Here is a 13,711-nt window from a genome sequence, read left to right as displayed (position 1 = left end):
ACAAACCAATTTAAAGACATAAGGATTAAATTCAACAGAACTACCTTAGTATCAAGACACTGAATTCAAATATACATTTATAAAAAATGATTTATTTGACCAATAATAAAATTTTAGAATTTACACTAATTATTTAGGATTAGGAAAAAGTAGATCAGGGAAATCTATGAAACAAATCCACACTATCAAATTCAGAAAAATAAAAACCGACTGACAATTCGTTGCTAGAACTTTTTACATAAGGCTCAGGTTTCACGGCCATACAAGGAAGTGGAAAATTTGCACAAAGTTCCTCAGGATAGTGGATCGCTATGGATCTATCTTTTTTTACCGTATAATAGACATTTGCCCTATAGGATTGAGGGAAAAACCACACTTTTGCTAAAGGAGTGTAAAATGAAGTATAAGCGATACCTGTTAGTCCCAATAACACGCTAATTGTAAAAAGCATTTCCATCCATTATTTTTTGAAAACCAGGTAAAGTTCTTCTCATAGTTTAAAAGTGAAAAACAACTATGAAAAACGGCCAATATTAATTATCCTATTTTTTCAGTGTAGATAATATCTATACTTTGTAAACCACATTAGACTTTATATCCCATTTAGCAGCCACCTTCTCTATACTTTTCATTATCTTTGAATCCTAAAATAAGTAATAGTTTTTTCAATATTGCAGCCATTTGTTTGACCGGCTCAATTTGACTTTTTTAACCCAGCAGCTCAATTATGTATTTAATTTTTGATACGGAAACCACCGGCCTACCAAAAAATTATAATGCCCCTATCACCGATTTGGATAACTGGCCCCGACTGGTACAATTGGCTTGGCAGTTACATGATAAAAACGGTAAGCTTCTGGCAGATCATAATTACATTGTCAAACCAGAAAGTTTTGAAATTCCTTTTAATGCCACCAAAATACATGGGATTTCCACTCAAAGAGCGCTGGATGAAGGACACGAATTAAAATTCGTACTAGAAACTTTTGCTAAAGATGTGGCAGCTGCCAGTTTATTGATCGGACACAATGTGGAGTTCGATATCAATATTATGGGAGCAGAATATATTCGAGGAGCTTTAGAGAGTCAATTGCTGGAAACTCAAACCCTGGACACCAAGGACGAATCCACAGAATACGTGGCCATTCCTGGAAGAGGGGGTAAATTCAAATGGCCTACCTTAACGGAGCTCCACACCAAACTATTTGGAGTAGGTTTTGACGATGCCCACGATGCAGCTTATGACGTAGACGCTACTGCCAAATGTTTCTTCGGCTTAATCAAAGAAAAGGTCGTTAATCCCTTTGACGATACTGCCGTAGCTGAAATCACATACGAACCACCAGTGTTGAATGCAGCAAATTTCGCTGCCAAGGAAGATACTTCTAAAAATATTAATTTCACCGTTGACAAAAAGGCCGTACAAAATATTGACGGGCCCTTCTGTCACTTGCACTTACATTCCCAGTTCTCCATCCTGCAAGCTACTCCCCCCATAAAGGATTTAGTGGCATTGGCAAAAGAAAATAAAATGCCAGCAGTAGCATTGACCGACCTGGGCAATATGATGGCTGCTTTTCATTTTGTTAGAGAAGCCCTTAATAATGAAATCAAACCCATCGTTGGGAGCGAATTTTTTGTGGCCGAAGAAAGAAAGAAGTTAAAATTCACAAAAGACAATCCTGATAAACGTTTTCAACAGGTCCTATTGGCAAAAAACAAGGAGGGTTTTCTGAATTTAGCCAAATTAAGTTCACTTGGATATGCCGAAGGCCTTTATGGAATACATCCCCGAATAGACAAGAAACTCATTGAGGAATATAAAGACAATGTGATTGCCTTAACAGGAAACCTTTATGGAGAGATCCCTAACCTCATCTTGAATGTGGGAGAAACACAGGCGGAAGAAGCTTTCAAATGGTGGCATGGAGTTTTTGGGGATGATTTCTACGTGGAACTAAACCGACATGGCCTGGAGGAAGAAAACCATGTCAATGAAGTACTCTTACGGTTTGCTCGAAAATACGATGTAAAAGTCATCGCTGCAAACGACGTTTTCTACCTTAAAAAAGAAGACGCCAATGCACACGATGTTTTACTTTGTGTGAAAGAGGGGGAGTTGCAATCCACACCAAAAGGGCGAGGACGAGGCTTTCGTTTTGGATTTCCCAACAACGAGTTTTATTTCAAATCCCAGGAAGAGATGAAATCGCTATTTAGTGATATTCCTGAGACCATCACCAACATTCAGGAAATCCTAGATAAAATAGAAGAATATAGATTGGACCGGGATGTGCTCCTTCCTAAATTTGATATACCGGATGAATTTGTAGACCCTGAAGATGATAAAGACGGAGGAAAACGAGGTGAAAATGCCTATTTGAGACACTTGACTTATATTGGGGCAGAAAAACGATATGGAGAGATCACCGAAGAGATCCGGGAGCGATTGGATTTTGAGCTAGCTACCATTGCCAACACGGGTTATCCCGGTTACTTCCTAATTGTCCAGGACTTCACTTCTGAAGCCCGAAACATGGGCGTCTCGGTGGGGCCAGGTCGTGGATCCGCTGCAGGTTCGGCGGTTGCATATTGTATCGGTATTACCAATGTAGACCCCATCAAATATGATTTACTTTTTGAGCGTTTCCTAAATCCTGACCGAGTATCCCTTCCTGATATTGATATTGACTTTGATGATGAAGGCCGAGCCCGCATCATTGACTGGGTTGTAAATAAATACGGACAAAACCAGGTAGCCCAGATCATTACCTACGGCTCAATGGCGGCCAAGTCTTCCATTAGAGATTGTGCCCGAGTTATGGAGCTTCCACTTATGGAAGCCAATTCTTTGGCTAAAATGGTACCGGAAAAACCTGGAACTTCCCTTACAAAGGCTTTCAAAGAGGTTAAAGAGCTGGACGACATCCATAATGGAAATGGGCTGGAATCAGATGTTTTACGTCAGGCCAAAATCCTTGAAGGATCCATACGAAACACAGGAATTCACGCTTGTGGGGTCATCATTACTCCAGATGATATCACCAAATACATTCCAGTATCAACGGCCAAGGATGCCGAACTTCTGGTTACGCAATTTGACAACTCGGTGGTAGAAAGTGCCGGAATGCTGAAGATGGATTTCTTAGGGCTAAAAACCCTGACCATCATCAAAACTGCCTGCAAATACATCAAAGAAAGACATGGTGTAACCATTATACCGGATGATATTCCTTTAGACGACGAAAAAACTTACGGATTATATCAAAGAGGACAAACCAACGGTACGTTTCAGTTCGAGTAGGCAGGGATGCAGAAGTACTTACGGGAACTCAAACCCGATAAGTTCGAAGATTTAATTGCCATGAACGCCCTCTACCGTCCAGGGCCACTAGAATATATTCCTAACTTCGTAGCCCGAAAACATGGGCGGGAGGAAATCAGCTATGACATTCCTGCCATGGAGGAGTACCTGGGTGAAACTTATGGAATTACCGTTTACCAAGAGCAGGTAATGCTGCTTTCCCAGAGTTTGGCTGGCTTTACAAAGGGTGATGCTGATATGCTACGGAAAGCCATGGGTAAAAAGATCTTTGCTCTCCTTGAAAAACTAAAACCTAAGTTTATCAATGGAGGAAAAGAACGGGGTCACGACCCGGAGAAACTCGAGAAAGTTTGGAAAGACTGGGAAGCCTTTGCTGCATACGCTTTTAATAAATCCCACTCGACATGCTATTCTGTTGTAGCTTACCATACAGCCTATTTGAAGGCTCATTATCCTGCGGAATATATGGCTGCGGTTTTGACACACAACCAAAGCAATATTGAAAAGGTAACTTTCTTCATGGAAGAATGTCGTTCTTTAGGTATCAAGGTATTAGGGCCTGACGTCAATGAATCAGGAATTAACTTTAAAGTAAATGAGGAAGGAGAAATACGATTTGGTCTCGCGGCCATAAAAGGAAGTGGTGAAGCTGCGGTAGAAGCCATCATTGAAGAACGAGAAAAAGGAAATTTTACTGACATTTTTGATTTTGCTGAAAGAGTAAATTTAAAAGCGGTCAATAAAAAAACCTTTGAAGTACTGGCCATGTCCGGAGCTTTTGACTGCTTTTCAGAATTCCATCGACGTCAATACCTGGTGGCTCCTGAAAATGATATCACCTTAATTGAGAAGGTGGTTAAATATGCCCAAAGGATGAAATTGGAAGCCCAAAGTGCCCAGGCTTCTCTATTCGGAGGGGATAGCGGGGTTTCTATTCCAAGACCAAAGGTTTTACCAATTGACGCTTACAGTGAAATTGAAAAGCTCAATATTGAAAAAGAAGTAGTTGGTCTATATATCACCGGCCATCCTTTAGACGAGTTTAGGATTGAAATGACGCACTTTTGTAATACGACTTTTCAGGAACTAGAGGATCTGCCAAAATTAGAGCAACGAAAAAAAATTACTTTGGGAGGAGTGGTGACCGATTGTAATCATAGGGTCACAAAGAATGGAAAACCTTTTGGAACTCTTACCATAGAAGATTATAACGGTTCGTATACTTTCTTCCTTTTCTCAGAAGATTATACCAAGTTCAAACGCTTCTTCGAAGTAGGTTGGTTTCTATACTTACAAGGAACAATTGTTCGACAAAAATGGAGAAACAACGAGCCGGAATGTAAACTTACAGATATTCAATTTCTGGGGGATATACGAGATAAAATGGCAAAAGGACTACTGGTAAAATTAGAAGCCCAACGACTCAATTCAGACTTAATCAATCAGTTGGAGAAGGCGGTAGGTGAGAACCAGGGGGAATGTCCATTACACTTAAACCTTATCGACAGAAAGGAAATGATTAACCTGGAACTACTTGCCACTAAATATCGAGTAAATCCAAACAATAGCCTTTTGGATTCTCTAAAGGAAATTAATGAAGTAGAATATGAGTTGATGGTGGGGGAATAATAATAGTTAAGTAGGAAGAATGAAACGTTAAATTTGACCATAGAGACGCAAAATTTTGCGTCTCTCACTCAGTAACCAATCTATTGAGTTAAATTAAATCATGTTCCATTCTAAAAATAATCAACTAAACTTCCTCTCTCCTTTCACCAATTGAAAAGCTTCATTTAATACCTTAAATTTTTCTTCTGCAATTTTCACATACTCTTCCCCTTTTCTTGCTACCTTATCTGGGTGGTATTCTCTTGCCAGTTTTTTATAAGCTTTTTTTATCTCCTCATTAGTGGAATCCGGACGAACCCCCAAAACTTTATAGGCATTTTTCAATTTACTTTTTTGCTGGGCTACTCCTTGACCTTGATAGGAATACCCTTGCTGCCCCCTTTGTCCCTTCATTGCAAAAATATATCGTATAGATTCAAAATGATGTTGAGAAACATGTAATTGATGCGCTATCCGTGTAATAATATTCTCTTCAATGGCAGTGATTTCCCCATCAGCATAAGCTACCTCAAAAAGAAATTGAACCACTATTAATCGATATTGATAGGATGCATGACGGTTGATTAAACGACAAACCTCTGGTATGCTTAACTTATCTCGATATTGTCGATATAAAGAAAAAATTTCACTGGCTTTGGAAGGCCCAAACCTTTGCCGAAAGGTATTTCTAACAAAGTTCACCTCTTCATCTCGAATCTGTTTATCGATTCGAATCACTTCCCGGGCAAGAAATAAGAGAAATATTTCAAACCAAAAAGGTTGGGAAAAAGGAACAGATCTTTCCCGCCCTCCCTTTTCAAGAAAACTATCAATTACCCATCCTATTAAAAAAAGAAAAAAGGCAGTTGTAAAATCAAAAAAAATGATTCCAATCAACCCTAAAACCCACTTTAACATTTAATTGTATACTTTAATTTCAAACTTCCTACCCAAAGAACTTATCCCTAAAAAACGAGGATTAAGGAAATATTCCTTCCTTTTAGTTCTTGCTTTCGTTCTTTTCAAAGAACGCCTTGGCAACCTTCTTTCTAAAATCGTTCTCAAACTAATAATTCATTGACTATTATCAAAACACTGGGGATAGGCTCTTTCACCCATCAAAACACACTTTTCAAAGCTTGGTTTAATCATTTATTGAGAAAAACAAGATGAATTTCAAACAAGAAAAATTCCTCTAAAATTGTCATCCAGTATACAAAGAATCGATTTATCTTTTCTGCAAGATTGCTTCCCAAACTTTTATTTTATATTTGCGTAAGATATTCTGACAATTTGCAGAACAAAAATTTAATTAAACTTAATTTATTTATAAACAATGAGCAAAGCAGTTGAAATTACGGACGCTAACTTTAAGGAAGTTATCAATAGCGAAAAGCCGGTATTAGTAGATTTCTGGGCAGAATGGTGCGGACCTTGTAAAATGATTGGCCCAGTTGTAGAGGAATTAGCTGGAGACTATGATGGAAAAGCTGTTATCGGAAAAGTAGATGTAGATTCAAACCCTGATGTATCTGCTAAATTCGGTATTAGAAGTATTCCTACATTATTGGTTTTCAAAAATGGAGAAATAGTTGACAAACAAATTGGTGTAGTTGCTAAAAGTGTTTTGGCAGAAAAACTTGATGCTCATATCTAAGCAACTTTTACAATAACACTTATTTTTTCCTAATGGAAATAAAATCAAAAAATTAACCTCGGTAAAACATATTTTCTGTTTATACTGAGGTTAATTTTTTTAAAGAGATCTTTTTCTACCTGATTTTAGAAACATTAAAATAATTGAGGTGAAATTTCAATTTAGAGTCAAAAGACCACTTTAAATCCTTTGCATTTCAAGTCTCTTTCCCTTCAATTTCCTTAAATATTAACCTTACTTACCCATAAAATAATTGTAGTCCTTCACAATAGTCTCCACAAAGGGCTGATTATACATTGCGGTTTCTATTGCCAATACCTTTTTTATTTTGTTAGCCAATAAATTAATCATTTTAAAATCTTCTTCCTTTACCGCTTCATCGAATTTGTGCTTAATGATCCTGAAATCACTATCATTTAGTCGTTTTACCTGAGGGAAAACAGGAATATAGCCTTCCTCTAATTCCACCCACACCGTTTCATTTAGACTCATCTCCTTTTTGAGACTAATCACACAGGTTCCGGCTGCCAAATCCCCAATACGCTGCGATTTTCCATTGATTAGAATGGTAATTAAGGCAATGGATCCAGAACAGGAAAGAATTTCAATAGGACGAAAAAGCCAACGAATCAAATAGCTCCCGAAAGTTGGTCTTTCCCCATCTAGTCTCACAACCTTAATTTTCCTCATGCGTTTTCCCGGACTTTGCCCTCCCATAAAAACCTCAAATAAAAGATTGTAAAAAAATACAGGTAAAAAAAGGATAATTCCAACAGCCGAAAACATCACATTATTCCCCGTTATACCCAGCAAAGCTAAAAAGAAAAACACTCCAAAATAATAACCAAAAACAATCAAGCCATCAATTAATGTAGCTAAGATCCGGTCCCCTACATTCGCTTTTTCAAAATTAATAGCTACATTTTGAGTCGTTGTAATCTCCATAAAATTATTTTTTCTGACCAATAATATTACTTTTGTAAAATAACTACAAATTAATGAGGGAAATAGTCTTCATAAAGCAGAATTCAAAGAGGTGGAAATCCATAGATAAACTCATGAATTCCAATAATTTAGGAGAAGCCGATGAATTATCAGAATTATTTATTCAGCTTACCAATGATTTGTCCTATGCCCAAACTTTTTATCCGGACAGTCAAACCACTGTTTACCTCAACCAACTATCAGCAAAGATCCATCAGCGAATCTATAAAAACAAAAAGGAAGAAGGGAATCGCTTCTTTTCTTTTTGGAAGGAGGAATTCCCCACTTTGTTTGCAAAATTCCAACCGCAATTACTTACGCTATTCTCATTTTTGCGGTGGCAGTAGGTATAGGTGCAATTTCGGCCGCTAAAGATCAAACCTTTGTTCGACTTATTTTGGGAGATGCTTATGTAAATGCCACTCTTGAAAATATTTCCAAGGGGGATCCACTTGCTGTTTACAAAAAAGCCAATGAGGTGGATATGTTTTTAGGTATCACTTTAAACAATATAAGAGTAGCCCTTTTTGCATTTGGAGCGGGTTTATTGCTCTCAGTTGGAACCGGTCTGATATTATTTTCCAATGGGGTTATGTTAGGAGCCTTTCAATATTTCTTTTATGAGAAAGGACTTTTCTTTGAATCCTTTCGAACCATATGGATCCATGGAACTATAGAGATTTCAGTAATTATTATAGCAGGTTGTGCCGGTCTTGTGCTTGGAAATAGTATTCTTTTTCCGGGAACATACAGCCGATTGGAATCCTTCAAAAGGGGGGCTAAACATGGTTTAAAAATAGTTATCTCTACACTTCCTTTTTTTATTCTAGCAGGATTTTTAGAAGGGTTTGTAACCCGTCATAACGATATGCCTGTAGTTTTGAGCCTTTTGATTATTGGCCTTTCTTTTTTGTTAATTTCTTTTTACTACATTTTTTATCCATATTATTTGAAACATAAAGACTATGAATCATTCCATTAAGTTTTACAAAAAAAGGGACTTTTCTGATATTCTATCAGTGACTTTTGATTTTATTCGAGCAGAATTCAAAGATTTGATCAAAAACGTTGGAATAATTGTAGCACCTTTTGGTATCCTATCAGGTATTCTTTCAAGTTTGTATACAAGCTCCATTCAGGGTCAAATGAATGATATGCTCTCTTCTCCTGATGGAGGTTTTGATCCTTTTGCAATTTACAATCCATTATACTTTTTAAGTATTTTTGGGACAGGTATATTATATACCATTTTTACAGGAGTAATTTATGCCCACATCATTTTAACCTTAAAAAAAGGAAAAGGAAATTTTGGACCAAAGGAGGTTTTAAAATTTCTTGGCTCTAATATATTTGGAATTATTGGGGTAGGTTTACTAAGCATACTAGCCGCAGGTTTTGGGATGATTTTCCTTTTCATTCCGGGAATTTGGCTTTCAGTAATGTTTTCCTTATCGATGTTCGCTAAATTAAATGAAGGAATTAGTGTTACCGATGCCTTAGGAAGAAGTTACTCACTTGTAAAAGGAAATTGGTGGAATACTTTTGGAATCATCATCGTTCTTTCTATTATCTATATGGTTTTAGGCTATTTGATCCAACTTCCGGCTGGGATTTATATGGGAGTTAAAACCTTCTCATCAATACAAGAAGGTTTTTTTAATTTGGATCCTGCCTATACTACAATTGCTATTTTTTCTTCCATCATAAGCATAATCTTTTCGGCAATCTTATACATTGGACTGGCTTTTCAGTATTTTAATTTAGTAGAAAGAGCCGAGGGTGTTGGTGCAGCGAAAGAGATCGATTCAATTGGGAATGATCAAAATGAACAGACGTCAGTATTTAGCAATTTAGAAAATTAAAAAACAAAGAGAAGCTTAAGGATAATTTCCCTTAAGCTTCTCTTTTCAAACTAAGACCTCTCAAAGGCCTTTATTCGCTTTTAAATTAACTCTCTTAGTGAAACAATTTTTTAAGATTTTAATACTTTTTAAGGCCCTCTATCTCTTGCATGGGAACCTATCCGTACAAGCCAGGCCTTTTGAGCAGCAACCGGATATCAATGTGCTAAAATATGATACCGCTTCACTGAATTTCACTCCCCCAAATACTACTCTTTTAGATAAATATGATAAGGACAAAAACTTCAATTATGCAGTTCCAGCCCCAAAGCCTGAGAACTGGTGGGATCGGTTATGGGCTAGAGTTTGGCAAACATTAGCAGAAATAATCTTTGCAAATAAATTAAGTGGAATATTTTGGCGTCTATTTATCGTTGGTCTTGGAGTTGCTGCTCTAGTACTACTAATTCTCCATTTTACCCATACACCAATTAATACCCTTTTTTCTTCGAAAGGAAGGGAAAAAGCGCTCAAATACTCTCTAGAAGAAGAGCATATCGAGCAAATTGATTGGGAAAAACTTATTAATGATGCACTCCTGGAAAATAATTTTCGCTTAGCCATCCGATTTCAATTTCTTCAACTTTTAAAAGTTCTTTCCTCCCAAGAATTAATCCGATGGAGCTTGGAAAAAACAAACGATGATTATTTGAAAGAACTACAAAAAGATACTTTTAAAGCATCTTTTAAGCAACTGACCTACTTATACGAATATGCTTGGTATGGAAATTTCCCATTGACTAAGGAAACTTACCAAACCATTGGAAATTCATTTGAACAATTTAAAGGGAAGCTAAAGGAGGTGGAAAACTCATGAAACGCCAATATCTATATGGAGGGCTCCTATTCTTAAGTTTTGGACTATTAATCGTTATGGAGGTTAGTAAACCAAAACCCATTGACTGGAGCATGAACTTTACTAAAAATTCCAAAATTCCTTATGGAAATTTCATCTTACACGATTTATTACCTGAATTACTCCCCAATAAAAAAGTTCAGACTGTTGAAGAAACAGCTTATTTGTTATTAAAAAAGGAAGAATTTGTAGACAATTCGGATAGTAATCACACAACATTATTAATTATCAACAATCAATTCAGCCCTGACAAGGAAGAAACAACAAAGTTATTAAACTATGTCGCAAAGGGTAATCATTTATTTATTTCTGCCATGAGTTTAAAGGGGACATTGGCAGATACCCTACATCTATCTACTACACCTTTCATAAACTACAAAGAAGACACACTCTCCTTCTCTTTAATAAATCCGGCCTTTTCGGGAATAAAATCTTTCAGGGGAAAAACTTCCTTTAACTTCATCAACAGTTTTGATACTCTTCAAAGCATCGTTTTAGGAAAAGCCAAGATTGAACAACAACAACAAATTAACTTCATCAAAACTAAATTTGGTAAAGGAAGCATTTTCTTTCACTCCAATCCTTTAGCTTTTACTAATATTAATACTTTAAAGAGGGACAATCTACCCTACATAAAAGGGACTTTATCTTACTTACCAAAAGGTACACTTTTATGGGACGAATATTATAAAGCCGGAAGGCTTCAGATTACAACTCCTTTGAGGTATTTTCTTAGTCAACCTCCTTTAAAATGGGCTTATTTTGTGGGGGTTTTCAGCTTACTGGTATTTATTCTTTTTGAGGTAAAAAGAAAACAACGAATCATACCTATAATTAATCCACTAAAAAACAGTAGCCTGGATTTTGCAAAAACCATCGGGCAGCTCTACCTGGAAAGCGGGAGCCACAAGGCTATGGCAGATAAAAAGATCCTATATTTTAAGGAGTATCTAAGAACTCACTTTTATTTATCTACTGAAAAATCTGATGAATCTTTTTTCAAAAAACTATCTGAAAAAACAGGAGTGTCAATAGAAAATGTAAATGCCCTTTTCAAAATCATTCAGGAGTGCGAATTAAGCCCAAAAATTAATGAGGCACAGCTTCTTAAATTAAATCAAAGCATAGAAAAATTTGTTCGAAAAAGCATAAAATAATGGAAGACAATACAAACATCAGTTTTGAAAGTCGAATTGACTTATCAGAATTACATCAAGCCATTGAGCGATTGAAAAAGGAGCTTTCAAAAGTCATTGTAGGACAGGAAAAAATGATTGAATTAATGATTGCCTCCCTTCTGGCTAACGGTCATGTATTAATAGAAGGTGTCCCGGGAATTGCAAAAACCATGACAGCCCGTTTACTGGCAAAAACTATTAAATCAGGTTTTTCGAGAATACAGTTTACTCCGGATCTGATGCCTTCCGATATTTTAGGCACTTCCATGATCAATGCTCAAAGGACAGCTTTTGAATTCAAAAAAGGCCCTATCTTCTCCAACATCATTTTGATTGATGAGATTAACCGTGCTCCCGCCAAAACCCAATCGGCCTTATTTGAAGTAATGGAAGAAAGACAAGTTACCATTGATGGGAATTCGTATCCTATGAAATCACCATTTTTAGTATTTGCGACCCAAAACCCCATTGAACAAGAAGGGACTTATCGCCTACCGGAGGCTCAGCTTGACCGATTCCTTTTTAAAATTGAGGCCACTTACCCTTCTTTGGAAGAAGAAACCCAATTGCTCACTGATTTCCAAAACAAAAAAAACAGAGTTCCCCTTTCGGAGGTAGAATCAGTGCTTAGCATGGAGGAAATAATCCGATTCCAGCAACAAGTTCAAGAGGTACATGTAGAGGAAAAACTTATCCGGTATATTGCACAGATTGTTAACGGCACTAGAAATAACCCATACTTTTTCCTAGGGGCTTCACCACGAGCCTCACTAGCCATTATGGGAGGAGCCAAAGCATTTGCAGCTATGGGAGGAAGAGACTTCATCACTCCAGAGGACATTCAAAAAATTAGTGTCCCTGTTCTTAAACATAGGGTGATCTTAACTCCTGAAAAAGAAATGGAAGGAGTCACAGCAGACGAAAGCATTCGACAAATTCTGGAAACCATTGAAGTTCCTCGATAGTGAAAATTATAAATAACTTATACATACAACCCAGACTTTTTCAAATTTTATCCATGAATGTTGTTTTATTCGTGCTGGGTTATTTTTATCCTTTATTCTTTAGTATTGCCCAATATGTACTTTGGGCTACTGTTTCTCTATTGGTAATTGATGGTCTTATCTTATTTTCAAATAAAAGGGGAATAAAAGCCAAAAGACAATGTCCTGAAAAATTCTCTAATGGAGATGAGCATACCATCTCAGTTTATTTGCAAAATAATTTTACTATTCCTGTGGGGCTGACCCTCATTGATGAACTCCCCTTTCAATTTCAGATCCGGGATTTGGCATTGAAAGCTAGATTCAAAGCAGGGGAGAAAAAAGTATTACGTTACAAGCTAAGGCCCATAAAAAGAGGTGAATACCATTTTGGTTCTTTAATCCTATTCATCACCTCACCCCTAGGCTTAGCTTGCAGAAGGATTCCTAAGGAGCATGGCCAAATAGTCCCCTCTTATCCTGCATATTTGCAATTACGCAAATATGACCTTAAGGCCATCTCCAATCGTTTGACAGAGATGGGTATCAAAAAAATTCGTCGATTAGGAAATACCACCGAATTTGAGCAAATCAAAGAATATGTTTTAGGGGATGACATCAGAACCATTAATTGGAAGGCGACTGCCAAACAAGGAGATTGGATGGTCAACCACTACCAGGATGAGCGTAGTCAGCAAATATATAATGTCCTAGATATGGGAAGGGCAATGAAAATGCCTTTTGAGGCTATGAGCCTACTCGACTATGCAATCAATTCCGCCTTAGTCTTATCCAATGTGGCATTGCTTAAACATGATAAAGCCGGATTAATGAACTTCTCCCATCGGTTTGAAAATATTCTACCGGCAAGCCGACGTCCTGCTCATATGCAAAAGGTATTAGAGCATTTATACAAATTGAATACTAACTTTCTGGAAAGTAATTTTGAAGCTCTTTATGCCAATTTACGTAAAAAAGTAACTCAACGTAGCTTAATTGCTCTTTACACCAATTTTGAAAACCTTTCGGCCTTAAAAAGACAACTACCCTATTTAAAAGCCATAGCCAAAAACCACCTTTTACTGGTCATCTTTTTTGAAAACACCGAATTAAAAAACCTTCTGGAAAATGAAGCGAAAAATGTAAAAGAGGTTTACTATAAAGTTATTGCAGAAAAATTTGCCTACGAAAAAAAACAAATTGTGCGAGAATTACAGAA

Annotated in this window: 11 protein-coding genes and 1 pseudogene; 9 read left to right on the top strand and 3 right to left on the bottom strand. The window is 36.9% G+C overall.

All coding sequences use genetic code 11. The annotated features are described in order from the left end of the window. Positions 1–154 precede the first annotated feature (154 nt). Positions 155–451, bottom strand: coding sequence for a hypothetical protein (locus E1171_RS18810; protein WP_155207602.1), 297 nt, complete (start codon positions 449–451; stop codon positions 155–157). Between the two features lie 276 nt (positions 452–727). On the opposite strand from E1171_RS18810, the pseudogene dnaE reads away from it, so the two are divergent. Continuing rightward, positions 728–4,954 (top strand): annotated as a pseudogene (gene dnaE / locus E1171_RS18805) (DNA polymerase III subunit alpha). 120 nt (positions 4,955–5,074) lie between these two features. Here dnaE and E1171_RS18800 read toward each other — a convergent pair. Further along, positions 5,075–5,851 (bottom strand): molecular chaperone DjiA, encoded by a 777-nt coding sequence (locus E1171_RS18800; protein ID WP_155207601.1) that lies wholly within the window; start codon positions 5,849–5,851, stop codon positions 5,075–5,077. Between the two features lie 418 nt (positions 5,852–6,269). Between E1171_RS18800 and trxA the strand changes: the two genes are divergently transcribed. Then, positions 6,270–6,590, top strand: coding sequence for a thioredoxin (gene trxA / locus E1171_RS18795; RefSeq protein WP_155207600.1), 321 nt, complete (start codon positions 6,270–6,272; stop codon positions 6,588–6,590). A gap of 234 nt (positions 6,591–6,824) precedes the next feature. On the opposite strand, the gene E1171_RS18790 is transcribed toward trxA, so the two are convergent. After that, positions 6,825–7,535, bottom strand: a complete 711-nt coding sequence (locus tag E1171_RS18790; protein ID WP_155207599.1) for an RDD family protein — start codon at positions 7,533–7,535, stop codon at positions 6,825–6,827. Positions 7,536–7,648: 113 nt separating this feature from the next. Between E1171_RS18790 and E1171_RS24790 the strand changes: the two genes are divergently transcribed. The 7 genes from E1171_RS24790 to E1171_RS18760 form a co-directional block, all read left to right on the top strand. Continuing rightward, the gene (locus tag E1171_RS24790) at positions 7,649–7,921 is read left to right on the top strand and encodes a stage II sporulation protein M (protein WP_343031474.1); all 273 of its coding nucleotides are present in this window, start codon (positions 7,649–7,651) and stop codon (positions 7,919–7,921) included. After that, complete coding sequence (locus E1171_RS18785) at positions 7,912–8,556, top strand: stage II sporulation protein M (RefSeq protein ID WP_343031473.1); 645 nt, start codon at positions 7,912–7,914, stop codon at positions 8,554–8,556. The genes E1171_RS24790 and E1171_RS18785 overlap by 10 nt, the downstream gene beginning before the upstream one ends. Then, positions 8,540–9,436 carry a hypothetical protein gene (locus E1171_RS18780; protein WP_155207598.1) on the top strand — a complete coding sequence of 299 codons (897 nt, stop codon included), beginning with the start codon at positions 8,540–8,542 and terminating at the stop codon, positions 9,434–9,436. The genes E1171_RS18785 and E1171_RS18780 overlap by 17 nt, the downstream gene beginning before the upstream one ends. A gap of 97 nt (positions 9,437–9,533) precedes the next feature. After that, entirely contained in the window at positions 9,534–10,292 is a 759-nt protein-coding gene (locus E1171_RS24665) for a DUF4129 domain-containing protein (protein WP_155207597.1), read from the top strand. Beyond that, complete coding sequence (locus tag E1171_RS18770) at positions 10,289–11,488, top strand: DUF4350 domain-containing protein (protein WP_155207596.1); 1,200 nt, start codon at positions 10,289–10,291, stop codon at positions 11,486–11,488. Before E1171_RS24665 ends, E1171_RS18770 begins: the two co-directional genes overlap by 4 nt. Beyond that, complete coding sequence (locus tag E1171_RS18765) at positions 11,488–12,474, top strand: AAA family ATPase (protein ID WP_155207595.1); 987 nt, start codon at positions 11,488–11,490, stop codon at positions 12,472–12,474. The genes E1171_RS18770 and E1171_RS18765 overlap by 1 nt, the downstream gene beginning before the upstream one ends. Positions 12,475–12,527: 53 nt before the next feature. Continuing rightward, positions 12,528–13,711 (top strand): DUF58 domain-containing protein (locus tag E1171_RS18760; RefSeq protein WP_155207594.1); only part of this gene is annotated, 1,184 nt, incomplete at its 3' end.

The sequence above is a fragment of the Xanthovirga aplysinae genome, assembly GCF_009711365.1.
In the GTDB taxonomy this organism is placed as follows: domain Bacteria; phylum Bacteroidota; class Bacteroidia; order Cytophagales; family Cyclobacteriaceae; genus Xanthovirga; species Xanthovirga aplysinae.
The sequence above is the reverse complement of the archived record's forward strand: the minus strand, read 5'-3'. Positions and strand labels throughout refer to the sequence as shown.